Genomic DNA, 19,351 nt, shown 5'->3' with positions numbered 1-19,351 from the left:
CATTATTTTTTAATTGGAAATATCAATTGCTAAGTGATCATTAATTAATTCCGAGTGTGGATTTAGTGCTTCTTTTTGTTTTTTACCACTTACAAAGAACAAAGCGAGGATTGCCAGTGACAGACCTAAACCAACCAGATAAGTCATCGTAGTCAAGCCCATATGGAAGCCGATCGGTTCGCTTAAAATATAAATGACAACTGCGTATAACATAAAAGTAGCAGGAACTAAGGTCACTATATAGTTACGATTTTTCAAATACAAGTACCGTGTCGAAACCAGTAAGGAAATAACTGCGGTTACTTGGTTTGCCCAGTTGAAATAACGCCATAAGGCATTAAAATCAAGCTGTGTCAGTAAGAATGAAATCGCATATAAAGGAATCGTAACTGCCAATATTTTCTTTAAAGTATCTTGTTTAATATGAAGGTAATCGGACACAATAATTCTTAAACTTCTAAAAGCAGATAAACCAGATGAAATTGGTAGAACAATAACACCCATAATGGCAATACTACCAAAGAAACTGCCGAGTAACATGTATGACACTTCATTCACAACGAGCGAAGCAGTTCCAGCATCAATCATTTGACCTAATGTTTGGCCATTAAATAGAGACATTGCTGCTGCAGCCCAAATCATGGCAATCACAGCTTCAGCAATCATCATGCCGTAAAATGTAAAACGACCTTCTTTTTCATTTTTAATGGTACGTGAAACCATTGGTGCTTGTGTTGCGTGGAATCCAGATATGGCACCACAAGAAACGGTAAAGAAAAGTCCTGGGAAAATAGCGAGTCCCTTCGGATGGAAATTTTGTAGGCTATTAGCTGTTAACTCAGGTAGACTATAACCACTGAATATTAATGATACACCAATTGCTATCGTACTGATAATCAAAACGGCTCCAAACCAAGGATACACTTTTCCCATCGCTTTATCGATTGGCAAGAGGGTTGAAATCAAGTAATAAAGAAATATTAAACCAGTAACTGCGCCAACGGTTACCCAGTCTGGCGTTATACTTGTAATTAAATTGGCTGGAGACGTTACAAAAACAGTTCCTACTAAAATGAGTAATAACATCGCAAATATATTAACAATATGTTTGACTGGTTTACCCAAATATTTACTGGCAAGCTCCGGTAACTGTGCTCCGTTATTACGTAGTGAAATCATTCCGATCATATAGTCATGAACCGCTCCGGCAAATATTGCCCCTACTACAATCCAAATGTAAGCAACCGGCCCGTAGAGCGCACCCATAATTGGTCCAAAGATTGGACCTGTACCGGCAATATTTAATAATTCAATAATAGCATTTTTTCCTTTTGACATTGGTACAAAATCATAATTGTCTCGCAGAGCTTCCGCCGGCGTTTTACGGTCAGGCTCAATTTGGAAATTCTTTTCTATAAAACGTGAATAAGTGAAATAACCGACTAATAAGATAGCAATAGCAGCAAAAAACGTTAACATGATTGTTCCTCCCTTTTGTATGGCTCGACATAAGTTTACAAAAGAAAGCGTCATCATTGCGCATTTATGGGTATCTTGCAAGAATTGCAGGCTCACTTGCTAGTTTATTCTGGTGAAATACCAACCCTTTTCCGGAACTGTTTCAAATAAGAACGACTAACTGGTACTTTTACTTGATTCGTCATAGTTAATTGATAGGTATGATTGAACCAAGGTTGGATCTCTTTTATTTCATCGATGTTAATTAAAAAAGAACGATGGACTTTCATAAATTGGTCGTCTGACAAATTCTGTTGCCAATGGGTCAATGTCTCTTGTGTCAGATAACTTTCATTACCGGTATAAAGCGTAGTTTTGTTGTTATCGACACTGATTGCAACAATCGACTCTGGTTTTAATAGATAGATACGTTCGTCGCAAGGGACCACAATCGTTTCCGGTTTCGTAATGGATAATCTTTTTTGCGCTACTTTCTCAATTGCGGCCTGCACGCGTTCATTGTCAAATGGCTTTAGAATATAATCCGTCGCATTTAATTCAAAAGCTTTCACTGCATATTCATCGTAGGCTGTCGCAAAAACAATCGCCGGAGGGTTGCTAAATTTTTTTAGTTTTTCTGCTAGATCGATGCCGCTCTCATCCATGAGATGAATATCTAGAAATAATACATCAATCTGGAACTGCAACATTCTTTCTAGTGCTTCGGTAATTGTTTCTGCCTCATAAATGTCTTTTATGCGTTCATTTTTAGCTATTAGATAGTGTAATTCACTTCTGGCTAACGGTTCGTCATCAACGATTAAAACCTTCATTCGTTTCCTCTCCTTTTCATGCAAATTCCACTGGAATGCGACAAGTCACTACTGTCCCTCTTTCAGATGTTGTAAACATAAGGGTACTATCTTTTCCATATAAATTTAGTAAGCGTCGATTCAAATTATCAAGCGCCGTTCCAGAGCCCTTTTCAGAGTCAATAGGTTTTTTTCCGATATTTTCTAGTATAGAATCCGGTATACCATACCCATTATCTGCGACCGATAGATAAAGGATGTGTTCTTCTTGAATGACTTCAATCACCACTTTATTACCGGTTTTTCTATTTTTGAAGGCATGGCGAAAGGCGTTTTCTACTAAATTTTGTAAAATAAAAGGTGGAACTTGAGCCCCTTTCAGAGAATCTTCTACTTGTATATCCACTTCATAACGATCAGGAAAACGTGCAAATTCTAAAGCCATGTAATTATTCAACTGTGCCAGTTCACGCTCTAGGGTAATTTTGGGTTGGCGTGATCCTTGCAGATTGGCTCTTAAAAAATAACTGAGTTCTAAAACGAGTTTTCGAGCTTTTTCGCTATCAATCCGAATGAGCGAAGAAATGGTATTCATAGCATTAAAGAGGAAATGCGGACTTACTTGTGCTTGCAAAGAATCAATTTCTGCTTCTTTAAGAAGCTTACTTTCATTTTCACGTTCCCCTAACTCAATTTGATTGGAGAAAATCGTCGCAAGTCCTTCAGCCAGACGTCTTTCCACAGGCGTTAGATCATTCGCATCAGTAAAATAAAGTTTTAAAGTTCCAACGGTTTGATTTTTTGACTTCAAAGGAAGTACCAAAGCCGCTTGAAGCGGACAATCAGGGTCGCCGCAATTAATCTCTTTACGTGTGTAAACTTCCTTCATCATTCCTTTTTCTAATACTTCTTTCGATAGGCCTGTCAGTATTTGACTGGCCGGTTTATGATGGTCGCTTCCTACTCCAACATGGGCAAGGATTTCTGTTTGATTGGTTAAACTAACGGCAGAAATATCAAGAAATTTTTTTATAATGGTTGCGACTTCATGCGCCGATTTTTCATTTAAGCCCATTCGAAAATAGGGTAAGGTTTTATTCGTTAGTTCTAAAACATCTTGTGTTTGAATAGCCTTGGTCATTTCTTCTTGTTTGAGTGTTGTTTCAATAATAGAAAGAAAGATAGCAGTCCCAATACTATTAGCGCCCATCATGGGGATTGCAATAAACTCAACCAATTGCCAAGCAGAAGCGAGGTTGCTACTTAAAAGCAGAATACAAATCATCTGGGTCGCTTCCATCAACATACCAAATACAAGTCCAGATTGAACGCTCGGAAAGGTGTTTTTTCGAACGGAACGGTACCCATAAAGACCTGAAAAAAGTCCAATCAAAATGGAAGATACGACATAAATATGAACTTCAGCCCCACCTTGGAAAAAACGCATTATGGCAGACAAAATCCCCACACTTAATCCCACGAAAGGACCACCGATTAAGCCTGAAACCCCTATTGTCAACACCCTTGTATTAGCAAGTGCAGATTCATTAGATAACTGGGTCGTCAGTTGCTCAACAATCACTTGACTGTTTGTAATTTCGATGCCCGTAAAATTAGAAATAACCACAAACAAGCCAAAAATAAAAATAAAGAAAAGTTGAGTTTTGATAGAACGGCGCTGGTTTAACATCCGACGGAAAGTAGGAATATTTAATAAGAGGTAAGCAAGTAGAATAATTAATCCAGATCGTAGTAACATCAATATTAGTAAAGAAAACATAAGATTCCTCTCTTTCTTTTATTGGCCATCACTGTTCTCTTTATTGGGCAATTGTATCGTAAAGACCGTTCCTTTTCCTATTTTGCTGGTAACGGTAATTTCCCCGCCATGGTTGGCCACAAGAGATTTAACAATCGCAAGTCCAATTCCTGTCTCACTATAGGCATCACTCCTACGCGAAGGATCTGTTTTATAGAATCGTTCCCAAATAGCTGGTATTTCTTCTTCTTTCATCCCTATGCCGGTGTCACTCACTTTAATAACGGTAAAACCATCACTTGCATGAGCAGTTAGACTAATACGGCCATTCTCAGTAAATTGAATTGCATTGTTGGTTAAATTGACAAGCATTTGAATCAGTCGGTCATAGTCCGCATAAATCGTTAGATGAGGCGAAGAGACACTGACACCAATGGTATTGCCTTTGCTACTCGCTTTGGTTTGAAGCTGTTCTTTAACCGTTTGTAAAATTTCCTGTGCATTTAAAATTTGCTTGGTTAAGACGATTTGTTCCGAGCGCATTTTCTCATAATCTAAATTCTCATTCACCATGCGAATCATCCGTCTAGTTTCCTTGTGCATCATTTCAATACTGCGCGCTCTTCTTTTTTCAGGAATCATATCATGTTCGAGACCTTCTAGTATTCCGTTAATGGTTGTGAGTGGTGTTCGCATTTCGTGAGCCACATCCATCATAAATTGACGGCGTAAATTTTCCTGACGCATAATCTCAGCATTTGATTCTTTTAAAGAGGTAACCATTTTATTAAAATCACGCGACAATTCATCAAACTCATCACGGCCATAGTCTTCTAAATATATTTCGAAATCACCTTGAGTGATGGCATTCGTTGCTTTACGCATCCTAACAATTCTTTGAGAAAGGTAGTTAGCAAAGCCAATGCTGAATAAAATTGCCATTCCCCCTGATATTAAAGTTGCCCATAACATACCCGTTTGCATATGGGAGATATCCTTTTTAATACCGCTAATCGGGGCGGCAACTGCTACCGTTCCTTCAAAATCGCCATTTTGGTAGTTAAATAAAGGAACATAGACGGTTACAATAGCGATTTCTTCATTCATAAATCCGCGATCACGCTGCCTTAAAGCAATACGATTCCCTTGTACGAGTCGGTTCCAATCCCTGTCACTCAATCCACTTGAATAGGTTTGGTTACTAATGGGATAAACCAAACGATCATTTTTATTATACATAGCTACAATGACATCTTGTTTAGAAATCATTGCTGTTCCTGTCGAAATATCCGCAAGAGTCATGTTCTCTTCAATAATCGCTTCCGCATAACCGAATAATTGCCTTTCTTTCTCATCATAAATGTTGGTTACAAAAAAACGGATGAAAATAATACCCGTCGTTAAAACAGTTACAACAAAAACAATTAAAAAAGCGAGCATTTGCTTATAAACATATTTCACACGAAGCTCTCCTTTTATTCAATCCCGGTGTCATCAAACTTGTACCCTACACCCCAGACCGTATGAATCACTTGGGGACCAACCACTTCTATTTTTTGCCGAAGTTTTTTTATATGGGCATCAATCGTTCGTTCGTCTCCAAAGAAAGGTTCTTCCCAAATCCGATTTAAAAGATGTTCCCTGGAAAACACTTGCTTGGGGTGCGCAGCTAGTAGTGCTAGTATTTCAAATTCCTTTGGCGTTAACCCATCAATTTTTTTATCTTGATAGTATACATCACGTGTCACTGTAGACATTTGAATCACACGGGTTTGGATATCGAAGGGATTTTCTTCTTTTACTAGTGTCTGACTTCCTAATTGAGATCTTCTGTAAAGAGCCTTCATACGTGCCATAAGGGTAAGTGGACTAAAAGGCTTCGTGACGTACTCATCAGCACCAATTTCTAAGCCAATAACCTGATCACTTTCAGAATCCCTAGCAGTAAGCATAATAATCGGAACTTGGAGTGAAACCTTACGAATTTCTCGGCAGACTTGCATGCCATCCATACCTGGTAGATTCAAGTCTAAAATCACCATATCCCACTTTTCTTGATCGTTCAAAAAAATTGTTAACCCTTTTTCGCCATTACCACTAAAGGTAGCTTGCCATTCTTCTTTTTCAAAAAACATGGCCATCATCTCACAGACTGCTTCATTATCTTCAATCATTAAAATATTCAATGGTACCACCTGATTTCTTATGTTTATGTCATAATAACAAACTTTCGTGAATTATTTATGAAATTTGCAAGTAAAAAAGTTATTTTAACTTTTTTACGTATATATAGATAGAAAGGAGTGAAAATATGAATCACGTCTCATTAATTGGTCGTTTAGTACGTCCAGTCGAGTTACAAGAAGTTGGTCATGGCAGTGTGGTTTGCAATAATACATTGGCAGTAAGAAATGCAAAAAAGAATGAAAATGGTCAAGCACTTGCAGATTTCATCCCCTTAGTTTTTTGGGATAAAACCGCACTTTTATTACGAGACTATTGTGCAAAGGGCAATCAAATAGGGGTTACTGGCCGGATGGTTTCCCGTTCCTATGTCAATAAAAATGAACAAACTGTTTATATTGTTGAACTGCTCGTTGAAGATCTTTATTTTATGGAAGCAAAGAAAATAAGTAATCAGGCCACCAATACGAATCCTGAACCAATCGAGATACCCTTTTAAAACCTATCTATCTAGACAAAACAAGGCTGAGACGGAAAAGTCCCAACCTTGTTTTATTTTTTAATGCATTATTTGCTTATTTTGTAATTTTTCAGCAAATTCATTTATTTTACGAATGCGGTGGTTAATTCCTGACTTAGAAATGACACCACTTGGGACTAACTCTCCGAGTTCTTTTAAACTAATATCAGGGTTTTCTAGTCGCAAAAGAGCAATTTCTCGTAATTTTTCTGGTAATTTATCTAACCCAACTGTCTCTTCGATAAATTCTATGTTTTGGATTTGCCGTGTAGCTGCATCAATGGTTTTATTCATATTTGCATTTTCACAGTTAACAAGACGATTGACTGAATTCCGCATGTCCCGAATAATTCGGACATCTTCGAACTTCATCACAGCATTATGTGCGCCGATGAGTGCTAAAAAGTCAGCAATTTTTTCTGCTTCTTTTAAATAGGTAATATACCCGTTTCGACGATCAATTGTTCGAGCGTTTAAGTTAAAATGGTTCATCATCGTCGCGATATCTTGATTGTGATCTTCATAGTTGGAATAAATCTCTAAATGATAGCGACTCGTTTCCGGACTATTGACAGAACCTCCGGCTAAAAATGCCCCTCTTAAATAGGAACGTTCCTTTTGGTCGCTCGTCATAATTGCTTCGGATATTTTTGTTTTAAAGGAAAGCCCATCAAAAATATCTAAATCCTTCAATAAATCTTGAACGCCTCGCTTTAAGCGGACAATATAAATATTGTTTTTCTTTAATTTCATTTTACGACGAACAATTAGTTCGCCTTCCACATCATAGTGGTCTTTTAATAGCGAATACATCCGTCTGGCAATTGCAGCATTCTCAGATTGAATGTTTAAAATCAATTTTTGGTCATAGATACTGACCGATCCATTCATCCGAATAAGTGCTGTTAATTCGGCCTTAGCATGTTCACGATGTACTTCCAGTTGTGTCAATTCTTTTTTGACATCAGAGGCGTAGGACATGTGATTCCTCCTTCCTCTCTTTATGGCTTGTATTTATATGAAATTGGCATATTGGTTATCAAGTTCATTACTTCTGTGGCTACCTTTGAACCATCATGATAAACACCGCCATTTTTCATATCCAGATAGTCCGCTGAAATGACGCGGCATCCTTCTTCCCGTAGAGCTTGAAAATCATGTGTTACTTGTAACAAATACTCTTCATCTGCTTGTTGGTTTAAAACGGCATCAGGCACTCGCTCTGTATTAACGAGTACGGTATTAATGAATTTCTGTTGCATATGTTTATGAAGAACCCGTACATGATCTGCATCTGAGAAGTTTTCTGTTTCACCTAATTGCGTCATAATGTTACAAATATAAACGACTTCTGCCTTCGCACGAAGAACCGCTTGTCCCAAATCGGAAATCATTAGATTAGGTAGGATGCTGGTGTATAAGCTACCCGGCCCTATCAGAATAATGTCGGCTTCTTCGATACTATTAATAACTTCACGCGCCGCATGAGCTTCTTTTTCCTCATCTAACGGTTTAACGTAAACACGATCAATAGTTTTACGGCTTTTGGCAATCTTAGATTCTCCTCTTACCACTGTCCCATCGACGAATTCTGCGATCAAAGTAAGTGGTTCTTCTGCCGCTGCATAAATTTTTCCATTGACAGCCATCATGGTAGACAGAAGTTTGACAGCTTCAAAGACACTCCCTCTCATATCAGCTATAGCGGTAATAACTAAATTACCAATTGCATGTCCCGAGAAAAAGTCATCCTTGGAGTCAAATCGGTATTGGAAAATGTCTTTGTAAATCGTTGGTAAATCCGACAGTGCGATTAAACAGTTACGAATATCTCCTGGTGGGATAATATTGACGTGATTACGAATAATACCAGAGCTGCCGCCATCATCTGCGACTGTTACAATTGCTGTTAAATCCACATCATGTTTTTTTAATTGGGTTAATAAGACCGGTAGTCCAGTTCCACCGCCAATAACAACCATTTTAATTTTTTGTTTCTTATTTTTTAAGACCTGATTCATGAGCGGTGTGTTGCCTGCTTCCGTTTATCTTTATCACGATGGGAGATATTCACTGGATACCCATCGTTTTTTAAATGACTGGCAATACGTTCAGAGAGGGCAACGGAACGATGTTGTCCTCCGGTACAGCCAATAGCAATTGTTAAACTGGTTTTTCCTTCACGTTTATAACCAGGTGTCACGTAGTCTAATAAATCAATAAATTTTCGGTAAAAGGTTTCTGTTTCGGGTTGTTGCATTACGTAATCATAAACTGGTTTATCAAGTCCAGTTAAAGGACGCAAATTTTCAATGTAATGCGGGTTTGGTAAGAAACGGACATCCATCATAATATCGGCATCAATCGGAGCCGCATACTTAAACCCGAAAGAAACCACTTCTATATGGAATAAGTGTTCATCGTCCGTTTGGAATTTTTCAAGAATCATTTCACGTAGTTCGCGTGGCGTGGTTTTACTTGTATTAACAATCCACTGCGCACGGCTACGGATATCAGCTAAAAGCTCACGTTCTTCTTTAATTCCCGACATTACGCGTCCGGAAGATTGTGCTAACGGATGACTACGGCGTGTTTCCTTATAACGTGATACTAAAACATCATCATCGGCATCCAAAAATACGGTTTTGGTAGTAACAAAAGATGTATTATCTAAACTCCCAATTGCGGACATAATTTCATCAAAAAAGACGCGGGAACGCAAGTCAATTACCAGACATACTTTGGTAATTTTTCCTGATTCTTTTACTAGCTCCCAAAACTTAGGGAGTAAACTCGGCGGCATATTATCCACGCAAAAATACCCTAAGTCTTCAAATGTTTGTAAGACAACCGTTTTTCCAGCACCACTCATACCAGTAATAATTACTAATTCTAATGTATCGGTCATTGTTGCGTATCCCCCTTATAAATCTCCTGTTATTATAACATACCGGGTGTATCATTGAAATCAATTCTTACTTAGATAGATTAAAAAACAAGCGCATATTAGCATCTATGCGCTTGTTTCTATATTTATCTGGTTATTCAGCTGTCAACGCTTCAATACTTGCTTCTAATTTTTCTACCTTAGTGTCAACCGCTTCGTTGCTATCTGCTTTTGCACCAATATAAAACTTAATTTTTGGTTCGGTTCCACTTGGTCTGATAGCAATCCAACTCTCATCTTCTAAGGTATACTTCAGTACGTTTGAACTTGGCATATCGATTGCTTTAGTCTTCCCGTCAGCAAAGGTCGTCGTAGAGGTTTGGAAGTCCTCAGTCTTTGTAACAGCAAGATCACCAATCTCAGTGAGTGCCTCTTCTCTAAATTGCGCCATTAGCGCTGCAATTTTTTCTGCACCACTTAAACCACTCATCGTAACGGAAATGGTTTTTTCTTTATAATAGCCATGCTTCTTAAATAAATCTTGTAAGCCATCGTATAAGGTTTGGCCTTTTTTCTTATAATAAGCTGCTACTTCTGCTAATAAAACGAGGGCTTGAATCGCATCTTTATCTCGAACAAACGGTTTGACAAGATAGCCATAGCTTTCCTCGAAGCCAAATTGGAAGGTGTGACTCTTATCTTCTTCGTATTGTTGAATCTTTTCAGCAATAAACTTAAATCCAGTCAAAACATCCACCATTTCGACACCATAAGATTCCGCAATAACAGTTGGAAATTCACTTGATACAATGGATTTTAAAATAACTGCATTTTCTGGTAATTGGTTGGTTTCTTTTTTAGCTAATAGCAAGTAGTCTACCATCAAGGAAGCAATTTGATTACCGGTTAATACTTGATAAGAGCCATCACTCTTGCGTACGGAAGCACCTAATCGGTCAGCATCTGGGTCGGTTGCAACCAGAATATCTGCACCAATTTCACGGCCTAGTTTTTCAGCATATTCAAAAGCACCCGGATCTTCTGGGTTAGGTGATTTAACGGTTGTAAAGTTTGAGTCTGCTTCTGCTTGTTCCGGTACAAGGTTGAAATTCTCAAACCCAGCATTTCGTAAGGCACGTTCACCCAGCATTTTCCCCGTTCCGTGGAGAGGTGTAAAAACAAGGGACATTTCTTGGCTCATTTCGGAAACAAGTTCAGGATTAACGGTTACGGTCTTGACTAAATCAAGGTAAGCCTGATCGACTTCTTCTCCAATGATATGTAAGAGTCCCTTTTCATTCAAAGTTTCCTCATCCATAATTGCAATGTCCAAAGGCGATTCAATTGCGCGAATGTAGTCGGTCAATGCTTCTGCATCGTTTGGTGGCATTTGTCCACCATCTTCACCATATACCTTGTAGCCATTATAATCAGCTGGATTGTGGCTAGCTGTAATCATAATACCCGTTAGAGCATTGAGGTGACGCACTGCAAAAGATAGTTCTGGTGTCGGACGGAGTGATTCAAAAACATAAGCTGGAATTCCGTGAGCACCTAATGTTTTGGCAGCTTCCATTGCAAACTCTGGTGACATTCTTCTAGAATCATAAGCAATCGCAACACCACGCTTTTTCTCTTCTTCACCTTTGGACTCCATGAGACGTGCTAATCCTTCTGTTGCTTGTCGAACCGTATAAATATTCATACGATTGATACCAGGACCTAAAATGCCTCGCATTCCTGCTGTTCCAAATTCTAATGCAGAGTAAAATGCATCTTTAATTTGGTCATCTTTACCTTCCAACTGATTTAACTCACTTTTTAAGTGTGGATCTAAATTTGTATGTGACTGCCATTTTCCGTATGTCTGTCTGTAACTCATCCGATTACCCCCATCTTTTTACTTTGTCTTTGTTATAATTTCATTATAACATTATTATAGAGTGTTTTACCTCTATTTCACTTTTGATAACTATTATAATAAGATTAAACTTTTAATCGTAAACTCATCAACCTATTGACACTTTTTGTCTACAATGGTATTCTTAAAATTATTATTTAATGTATGGGTTAATAGGAGGAATTTAAGATGAAATTAAAAAAAATGTTGGGGTTAACAACGTTGGCCTTAAGTGCTAGTTTGTTAGTTGCATGTGGCTCTGAAGCGACAGATACAACTGAATCGGGAGCCGACAGTACCGCTTCTGAAAAATATATTATCGGTACCGACACAACCTTTGCACCTTTTGAGTTTGAAAATGACGAAGGCGACTTTGTAGGGATTGATATTGATCTCCTAGCAGCTATTGCAGAGGATCAAGGTTTTGAATATGAGTTACGTACATTAGGCTTTAATGCTGCTGTAACAGCCCTAGAAGCAGGTCAAGTAGACGGTGTTATCGCGGGCATGTCTATCACTGAAGAACGTGAACAAAAGTATGATTTTTCAAATCCTTATTACTCAACTAAAACGGGTGTTGCTGTTGATCCTAAAAAAGGAATTAGCGATTTGTCTGAATTAAAAGGACAACAAATTGCCGTTAAAACAGGTACTACTGGAGCAGAGTATGCTGAAAGTATTAAAGATGAGTACGGATTTGATGTCAAATATGTTGAAGACTCAGCTACGATGTATCAAGATGTTTTAACAGGTAACTCAGCTGCTGCATTTGAAGACTACGCGGTTATCCAATATGAAATAACTCGTGGAATGGGACTAGAAGTAATTTCTCAATCTGAAGAAGGCGGTCAATATGGATTTGCAACCTTAAAAGGTAAACAAGCCGATCTCGTTGAGAAATTTAACGCCGGACTTGAAAATTTAAAAGAGAGCGGCAAATATGACGAAATTATTTCTACCTATCTAGGTGAATAAAAAAATACAGAGCCAATAGGATAAATTCCTGTTGGCTCTGTATTTTTATGCTTTAACTTTACTTTTAGAAACCTTAGCTTCTACCTTATCTGCAATTAAGGTTAATATCGAAATAACAATCAAGTAATAAATCGCAACGATTCCCCACATTCGAATTGTTTCCATGTTATTAGCCGTAATAATTTTCCCATTCATTGTCAACTCTCGAACCCCGATGACCGATAAGAGAGAGGTATCTTTCAAGGTAATAATAAATTGGTTAATAAGAGACGGTAACATGGTCCGTAATGCTTGCGGTAAAACAACCTTCATCATGGCTTTGTTATAGGGCAACCCTAAACTACGCGCTGCTTCCATTTGACCAGGATCAATGGACTCAATCCCTCCGCGAACAATTTCAGCAATATAAGCGCCAGCATTTAAGCTCATTGTAATAATTCCCGCTTGCCATTCTGTTAAACTAATACCGGTCGCCATTGGGAGACCAAAATAAATAAAATAAATTTGCACAAGTAGTGGGGTTCCTCTGATAATCCAAATATATAAATTTGATATGGATTGTAAAATTTTATTATGAGAAACTTTCATTAATCCAAAGACAATCCCTATAATGAGACCAAATAATAAAGAGAAGAGTGTAATCTGAACCGTTTTTCCCATGGCTTCCATAAATGAAGGAAAATGTTCGATGAATAACTCAAAAAATAACATATGTATCACCCTAACTTTTTATATTTAAGAAAAATAAAAAAGCATTCAATCATGCCTTTTAGACTTTATGAGGAAATCCTCATTTTAGATAGCCATATAATAATATCACACCCATATATTATCGTCAATATCCTAAAAATTAGGAAAGCCTATTCATTTCATAAGTACCAATGTTTATTTTTTTATAAGATGAATTGTAATATTAAGTGCAACACCTAGGTAAAATAAAAGAAACCCATGACGACCTCGTGTAGAATGGAGTTACCACACAACATTCGACTGGAGGACTCGCCATGAGCTACACTCATTTTACCATAGCCGAACGCTCAAAAATAGAAACGCTTCGTGATCTAGGTTTTTCGATCCGCCGGATCGCTCGAATCCTTGGTCGTGCCCCTTCTTCTGTTTCACGGGAACTGAACAGGAACCCATATTATCAGTGTGATCAGGCACAGGAACGCTATAAACAAAAGAAAGCGAACTGTGGAGCAAAATCAAAGTTGACTTCTGAAATCAAAGAAAAGGTTCAGGAAAAACTAACTCTTACCTGGTCTCCAGAACAAATTGTAGGCCGGCTATTTCAAGGGAAAATTTCTTTCAAAACAATCTATCGCTGGCTCTATTACGGTCTCTTACAAGTTCCATTGTCCGTTCTGAGACAAAAAGGCAAACGACAGAAACCAAAAGAAACCAGAGGAAGATTCAATATCGGAACCTCTATTTCAAAACGACCAAAAGACGTCAAGAAGCGAACGACCTTCGGTCACTGGGAGCTGGACACCGTCGTATCAGGACGCGGACAGGCAAAAGGTTGCGTTGCTACTTTCCTAGAGAGGAAAAGCCGCTGGTACCTCGCCATCAAAATACCCAACCGTTCCGCTTCCTCAATGGAAGGGGCTATACGAAAACTGACTACGCTTTTTCCTGAAACTGCCTTCCAAAGTTTTACGACAGACAGAGGAAAGGAATTCAGCTGTTATCCTGTCATTGAAGAAGACTTAAGCATCCCTGTTTATTTCGCAGATCCTTATTCTTCTTGGCAACGAGGAAGCAATGAAAACAGTAATGGACTCCTGAGGGAGTTCTTTCCGAAGAGAACCAACTTTGATCATGTGGAACAGGAAGAACTTCAAAAAGCTTTGTACCTGATTAATAATAGACCAAGAAAATGTCTTGGCTACCGAACGCCTCACGAGGTCTTTATGGAAGAGGTGTTGCACTTAATTTGACAAACTATCATAAAAATAAAATGCTCTCATTCATTAAAATAAAATGAGAACATCTTTATTAAGCTTGGTTTTTTTCATTCCAAGTTTCAACATAATGAAACGCGCGGTTTCCAGCTTCAGCGCCGTCACCGACTGCAGTCGTTACTTGACGCAATGTTTTTTTGCGCACATCCCCAACAGCAAAAACACCAGGCAAGCTTGTTTCCATCAAATCGTTGGTCACAATCCAACCTTCTTCATCAGTTATGTTTAAGTCTAAGAAAGCATCTGTTTGTGGCAAGATTCCTACATAGACAAACACGCCATCTACTGGATGTGTCGTTACTTCATTTGTTTTAAGGTTTTTTATTGAAACACCAGTTACTTTTTTATCGTCCCCGACGATTCCTTCAACAACAGTATCCCAAATAAAGTCAACTTTTTCATTTTTAAATGCTCGTTCTTGTAAAATCTTTTGCGCACGTAGTTCATCACGGCGATGGACGATATCAACATCAGCAAATTGGGTTAGATACGTTCCCTCTTCAACTGCTGAGTCCCCCCCACCGATAACCGCCAGTTCTTTATCACGGAAAAAGGCACCATCACATACGGCACAATAAGAGACGCCCCGCCCGGCGTACTCTTCTTCGCCTGGAACATTTAATTTACGGTATTTTGATCCTGTGGCAATAATTACTGATTTTGTTTTATATGTTTTCTTGCCTGCTTCTACTTGATAGTAAGCACCATCTTGTTTAATGCCACTAACATCACCATAGACATGTTCGGCTCCAAATCGCAATGCGCTTTTGTACATATTATCAGCTAGTTCTGGTCCTAAAATAGACTCAAATCCTGGATAGTTTTCAACTTCAGCAGTATTGATTAACTCGCCACCTGGCATTCCACGTTCCAGAATAAGCGTTTTTAGGTTAGAACGAGAGGCATACAAAGCGGCAGTCATTCCGCCTGGGCCCGCTCCAATTATAACGACATCATATATTTTTTCTGTTAATTCCATAAGTTTCTCCCCTCGGTCTTTTATTTACTTATATATAGTAAGCTTAAAACCAATAAAAATCTACTTTTTTGCTTGCTCTAATTCTTGACCTAGTTCAATCAGGTATTTTTTTAGTTTTTCTTTCATTTCAGGGTGTTCCAGTCCGTAGCTGACACTGGTTGTTAAGAAGCCAAATTTATCTCCAACATCAAAACGTTTCCCGGTGAAATTCTTCGCAAACACACGTTGTGTTTTATTAAGGGTATCAATAGCATCCGTTAACTGAATTTCTCCTCCAGCACCGGCTTCTTGATTTTCTAATATTGCGAATATTTCAGGAGTCAACAAATAGCGGCCAATAATGGCATAGTTACTTGGTGCATCTTCTGGATTGGGTTTTTCAACAAACCGTCGCACATTTAAGAGATTCTCTTCTAGTTGGTTATCAGGGTCAATGATTCCGTATTTGGATGTTTCTTCATGTGGCACTTCCATGACGGCAATCGTTGAAGCAGACGTTCGCTCATAGCCTTCTATTAATTGACGAGAAAGTGGGGTTTCATCAACCATTAAGTCGTCACCTAGCATGACTACAAACGGTTCATCTCCTACAAAGGCTTTTCCTTGTAAAACAGCATGTCCTAACCCTAATGGATAGGATTGACGCACAAAATGAATTTTAATTCCAGTTGTTTCTTCTACTAACTTCAGTAAATCTGCTTCACCTTTATCACGCAAGTTCGCTTCTAACTCAATATTAGAATCAAAATGGTCTTCAATCGGGCGTTTGCTTTTCCCAGTCACAATTAAAATATCTTCAATTCCCGAGGCAACTGCTTCTTCAACAATAAATTGAATCGTTGGCTTATCGACAATGGGTAGCATTTCTTTAGCCATTGCTTTTGTAGCTGGTAAGAAGCGTGTTCCAAAACCTGCAGCAGGAATAATAGCTTTTCTAACTTTTTTCATTCACTTATTCCTCCTCACCCATATTTTCTGATGATGCTTCTGCCTTTCGATCACGTAGCATGAGGTCTTCAATAACTTGATCAACTTGTGCATCTTCATAGAGGACTTGGTAAATCGCTTTTGTGATTGGCATTTCGATGTTTTTTTCTTGTGCGAGTTCATAAGCTGCTTTAGTGGTTTGAACGCCTTCAACAACCATGCCCATATCTGCTAAAACTTTATCTAAGGGAACACCTTTTCCAATTAGATTTCCAGTTCGCCAGTTACGTGAATGAACACTTGTCGCCGTTACTACTAAATCACCTACACCGCTTAAACCAATGAAAGTAATCGGGTCGGCTCCAAAAGCAATACCTAGCCGGCTAATTTCAGCCAGACCACGTGTGATTAAGGCTGCTTTTGCATTATCACCATAGCCCAAGCCAACGAGTGCACCAGCTCCCACGGCAATAATATTTTTTAAAGCAGCACCAAATTCAACACCGATGACATCTTGGTTTGTATACACACGGAAGTAGTGATTCATAAACAATTTTTGGACAAATTGCGCAGCGAATGGATAAAGTGAAGCTGCTGTAATAGTCGTGATATCACGTTTGGCAACTTCTTCTGCGTGGCTCGGGCCAGATAGGACTACGATGCCACTATGTTTTTCTTTAGATATTTCTTCTTCTAAAATAACCGATATTCGTTTATGACTCTCTTGTTCTAATCCTTTACTTGCATGAATAGTAACGGGTTTTTGTTTCTCATCAAGGAGATCATTGACTTGCTTGGCTACGGGTCGAATCGCTTTCGTTGGCACGACGAATAATATAGCGTCTGCTTGATTAAGCGCTTGTTCCATATCTGTATAGGCCACAATACTAGGTGATAACTTTACATCAGGTAAGTAGTGCTTGTTCGTGTGCGTATGGTTAATCTCATCAATTTGTTCGTGGTTGTTTCCCCATACTCTTACCTCGTGACCATTCTCATCTAATACAGTTGCCAGAGCAGTTCCCCAAGACCCTGCTCCTAGTACGGCTATCTTTTTTTTCATTTTTGTTTGATCTCCTTATTCTTATTCATCCCAATATTAATTTCTGTATAGTAAGGAGCTTTGGGATAATAGTTATAACGACGATATACCCATACAGCAATTGCTCCAAGTACCAAAAGAACAGAAAGCATCTGTGAGACACGAATATTAGCAAATAAATATAAGCTGTCTGTCCGCATCCCTTCAATAAAGAATCGGCCAAAAGCGTACCAAATTACATAACTTAAAAAGACTTCTCCTTCGCGGAGTAATTGCGGCTTACGACGTAAATAGAGTAAGAGGCCAACGCCTATTAGCGACCATAAAGATTCGTATAAGAAAGTCGGATGATAGAAAGTTCCTTTAATATTCATTTGGTTAATAATAAATTCAGGTAGGAAAAGTCCTTCAAGAAATTGCCGACTGACTTCTCTCCCGTGAGCCTCTTGGTTCACAAAATTCCCCCAGCGTCCAATTGATTGGGCGATTAAAACAGCGGGAGCCAGAACGTCTAACGTTAACATGAAAGGAACTTTTTTCTTCTTCGTAAAAACGGCAATCACAATCGCTCCGGTAATGAGAGCACCATAAATAGCAATACCGCCATTCCATATTTGTAAAATTTGATCGGGGTTTGCCAAGTAATAATCCAGTTTAAAAATAACATAGTATAGCCGTGCTCCTAATATAGCCAATGGCACCATGATAAAGGCCAGGTCAAGAATAAAATCTTGCGGCATCCCTTTCTTGTCACCTTCATTTGTAGCCATATACATGGCGATAATCATACCGATACCGATAATAATCCCATACCAAGCAATTTCAATCCTGCCTATCGAAATAGCAACGGGATCAATTGCAGCAAAAAATTCTGTCATTATATTTCCACCTTTTTTTAGAGTTCTTTTCGTGTATTCTCTTTGATTAAGTTCTCTAAGTTTCGCTCAAATGTTTCTGAAGCATTATACCCCATTGATTTTGCACGATAGTTCATCGCAGCCATCTCCACAATAATTGCTAAATTGCGTCCTGTTTTAACAGGCACAGTAATTTTAGGAACAGGAACATTCAGAATGGTTTCAAGTGTTTCGTCACTACCTAGACGTTCATATTTTTTCTCTTTTGCCCATAGCTCAAGATTTACAATCAGATTAACTGCGTTTGATTGCTTAACCGCTCCAGCTCCAAATAGCGTCATGACATCCATAATCCCAATTCCACGAATTTCAATTAAATGACGGAGAATAGCGGGCGCCTCGCCCATTAAGGTGTCTTCATCATGTTGGTAGAGATCAATACGGTCATCCGCTACCAATCGGTGCCCCTTTTGAATAAGTTCTAGTGCAGTTTCAGATTTCCCCACACCAGAATCGCCTACAATCATGACGCCAATCCCATGTACATCTACTAATACGCCATGCATAGAAATCCGCTCTGCTAATCTACTTTCTAATAAGTTGGTTACATTACTAGAAACACGTGTGGTCTTCGATTGTGCTTGGAGAAGTGGAATTCCTGCTTCTTGACAAGCTTTTACCAGTTCAATAGGTGGCTCTATCCGCCTAGCAACTATAAAACACGGCGTCTCTGTCTGGCAAAGACGACGCATAATAATTAACCGTTCTTCTGTTGACATACGCGCTAAAAAGGATACTTCTGTCTGCCCCATTAGTTGAATACGCCAAGATGGATAAAAATTAAAGTAGCCCGTTAATTCAACACCTGGGCGATGAATTTCTGTCGAGGTAATTTCTTTATTTAAAAATTCTTCTCCACTGAATACCTTTAATGCTGAAGCTTCAGTTAATTCCTTAACTGTTACACTATTAGCCATTGTTTTCCCTCACTCTTTTATCAATTTTGTTTATTTCATTAGGGTTATAACTGTTATTCATCTTATCAATCATAACATTTAATAACATCCTTATAAAGCTGAAATAAAAA

The 19,351-nt window shown here is 38.5% G+C and carries 18 protein-coding genes; 3 read left to right on the top strand and 15 right to left on the bottom strand.

Going from position 1 to position 19,351, the window contains the following annotated elements:
- Window positions 1–9 precede the first annotated feature (9 nt).
- The 5 genes from BW727_RS00210 to BW727_RS00190 all read right to left on the bottom strand — a co-directional run bounded on the left by BW727_RS00210 (window position 10) and on the right by BW727_RS00190 (window position 6,215).
- Window positions 10–1,479 (bottom strand): carbon starvation CstA family protein, encoded by a 1,470-nt coding sequence (locus tag BW727_RS00210; RefSeq protein ID WP_062471408.1) that lies wholly within the window; start codon window positions 1,477–1,479, stop codon window positions 10–12.
- A 104-nt stretch (window positions 1,480–1,583) separates the two neighbouring features.
- The gene (locus tag BW727_RS00205; protein WP_062471404.1) at window positions 1,584–2,291 is read right to left on the bottom strand and encodes a LytTR family transcriptional regulator DNA-binding domain-containing protein; all 708 of its coding nucleotides are present in this window, start codon (window positions 2,289–2,291) and stop codon (window positions 1,584–1,586) included.
- Between the two features lie 16 nt (window positions 2,292–2,307).
- The gene (locus tag BW727_RS00200; protein WP_062471401.1) at window positions 2,308–4,050 is read right to left on the bottom strand and encodes a sensor histidine kinase; all 1,743 of its coding nucleotides are present in this window, start codon (window positions 4,048–4,050) and stop codon (window positions 2,308–2,310) included.
- Between the two features lie 18 nt (window positions 4,051–4,068).
- Window positions 4,069–5,490: a sensor histidine kinase gene (locus BW727_RS00195; protein ID WP_062471398.1), complete on the bottom strand. Its 1,422-nt coding sequence runs from the start codon at window positions 5,488–5,490 to the stop codon at window positions 4,069–4,071.
- Window positions 5,491–5,504: 14 nt separating this feature from the next.
- A complete protein-coding gene (locus BW727_RS00190) occupies window positions 5,505–6,215 on the bottom strand; it encodes a response regulator transcription factor (protein WP_062471395.1) in 711 nt (236 codons plus the stop codon).
- Between the two features lie 125 nt (window positions 6,216–6,340).
- On the opposite strand from BW727_RS00190, the gene BW727_RS00185 reads away from it, so the two are divergent.
- Window positions 6,341–6,712: a single-stranded DNA-binding protein gene (locus BW727_RS00185; protein ID WP_062471392.1), complete on the top strand. Its 372-nt coding sequence runs from the start codon at window positions 6,341–6,343 to the stop codon at window positions 6,710–6,712.
- A gap of 60 nt (window positions 6,713–6,772) precedes the next feature.
- On the opposite strand, the gene whiA is transcribed toward BW727_RS00185, so the two are convergent.
- The 4 genes from whiA to BW727_RS00165 all read right to left on the bottom strand — a co-directional run bounded on the left by whiA (window position 6,773) and on the right by BW727_RS00165 (window position 11,502).
- On the bottom strand, window positions 6,773–7,714 hold the full coding sequence (gene whiA, locus BW727_RS00180; RefSeq protein WP_062471389.1) for a DNA-binding protein WhiA: 942 nt from the start codon (window positions 7,712–7,714) through the stop codon (window positions 6,773–6,775).
- 20 nt (window positions 7,715–7,734) lie between these two features.
- The gene (locus tag BW727_RS00175) at window positions 7,735–8,754 is read right to left on the bottom strand and encodes a gluconeogenesis factor YvcK family protein (RefSeq protein ID WP_062471388.1); all 1,020 of its coding nucleotides are present in this window, start codon (window positions 8,752–8,754) and stop codon (window positions 7,735–7,737) included.
- Window positions 8,751–9,641, bottom strand: coding sequence for an RNase adapter RapZ (rapZ, locus tag BW727_RS00170; protein ID WP_062471386.1), 891 nt, complete (start codon window positions 9,639–9,641; stop codon window positions 8,751–8,753). The genes BW727_RS00175 and rapZ overlap by 4 nt, the downstream gene beginning before the upstream one ends.
- 133 nt (window positions 9,642–9,774) lie before the next feature.
- Complete coding sequence (locus tag BW727_RS00165; RefSeq protein ID WP_062471384.1) at window positions 9,775–11,502, bottom strand: phospho-sugar mutase; 1,728 nt, start codon at window positions 11,500–11,502, stop codon at window positions 9,775–9,777.
- A gap of 207 nt (window positions 11,503–11,709) precedes the next feature.
- On the opposite strand from BW727_RS00165, the gene BW727_RS00160 reads away from it, so the two are divergent.
- The gene (locus tag BW727_RS00160; RefSeq protein ID WP_062471382.1) at window positions 11,710–12,495 is read left to right on the top strand and encodes a transporter substrate-binding domain-containing protein; all 786 of its coding nucleotides are present in this window, start codon (window positions 11,710–11,712) and stop codon (window positions 12,493–12,495) included.
- Window positions 12,496–12,540: 45 nt separating this feature from the next.
- Here the strand turns inward: BW727_RS00160 and BW727_RS00155 are convergent, their stop codons facing one another.
- The gene (locus BW727_RS00155; RefSeq protein WP_062471380.1) at window positions 12,541–13,206 is read right to left on the bottom strand and encodes an amino acid ABC transporter permease; all 666 of its coding nucleotides are present in this window, start codon (window positions 13,204–13,206) and stop codon (window positions 12,541–12,543) included.
- Window positions 13,207–13,499: 293 nt separating this feature from the next.
- On the opposite strand from BW727_RS00155, the gene BW727_RS00150 reads away from it, so the two are divergent.
- A complete protein-coding gene (locus tag BW727_RS00150; protein WP_077795672.1) occupies window positions 13,500–14,435 on the top strand; it encodes an IS30 family transposase in 936 nt (311 codons plus the stop codon).
- A gap of 58 nt (window positions 14,436–14,493) precedes the next feature.
- Here BW727_RS00150 and trxB read toward each other — a convergent pair whose 3' ends face one another.
- The 5 genes from trxB to hprK are packed head-to-tail and all read right to left on the bottom strand — an operon-like array spanning window position 14,494 to window position 19,241.
- Complete coding sequence (trxB, locus tag BW727_RS00145; protein WP_062468188.1) at window positions 14,494–15,438, bottom strand: thioredoxin-disulfide reductase; 945 nt, start codon at window positions 15,436–15,438, stop codon at window positions 14,494–14,496.
- 60 nt (window positions 15,439–15,498) lie between these two features.
- Entirely contained in the window at window positions 15,499–16,386 is an 888-nt protein-coding gene (galU, locus tag BW727_RS00140; RefSeq protein WP_062468190.1) for a UTP--glucose-1-phosphate uridylyltransferase GalU, read from the bottom strand.
- A gap of 4 nt (window positions 16,387–16,390) precedes the next feature.
- Window positions 16,391–17,428, bottom strand: coding sequence for an NAD(P)H-dependent glycerol-3-phosphate dehydrogenase (locus tag BW727_RS00135; protein WP_062468192.1), 1,038 nt, complete (start codon window positions 17,426–17,428; stop codon window positions 16,391–16,393).
- Window positions 17,425–18,285 (bottom strand): prolipoprotein diacylglyceryl transferase, encoded by an 861-nt coding sequence (gene lgt, locus BW727_RS00130; protein ID WP_062468194.1) that lies wholly within the window; start codon window positions 18,283–18,285, stop codon window positions 17,425–17,427. Before lgt ends, BW727_RS00135 begins: the two co-directional genes overlap by 4 nt.
- A 17-nt stretch (window positions 18,286–18,302) precedes the next feature.
- Window positions 18,303–19,241, bottom strand: a complete 939-nt coding sequence (gene hprK / locus BW727_RS00125) for an HPr(Ser) kinase/phosphatase (RefSeq protein ID WP_062468196.1) — start codon at window positions 19,239–19,241, stop codon at window positions 18,303–18,305.
- Window positions 19,242–19,351 lie beyond the last annotated feature (110 nt).

The organism is Jeotgalibaca dankookensis (assembly GCF_002005405.1).
GTDB lineage: Bacteria > Bacillota > Bacilli > Lactobacillales > Aerococcaceae > Jeotgalibaca > Jeotgalibaca dankookensis.
Note: the sequence above shows the minus strand (reverse complement) of the source record. Positions and strands in the feature narration are given on the sequence as shown.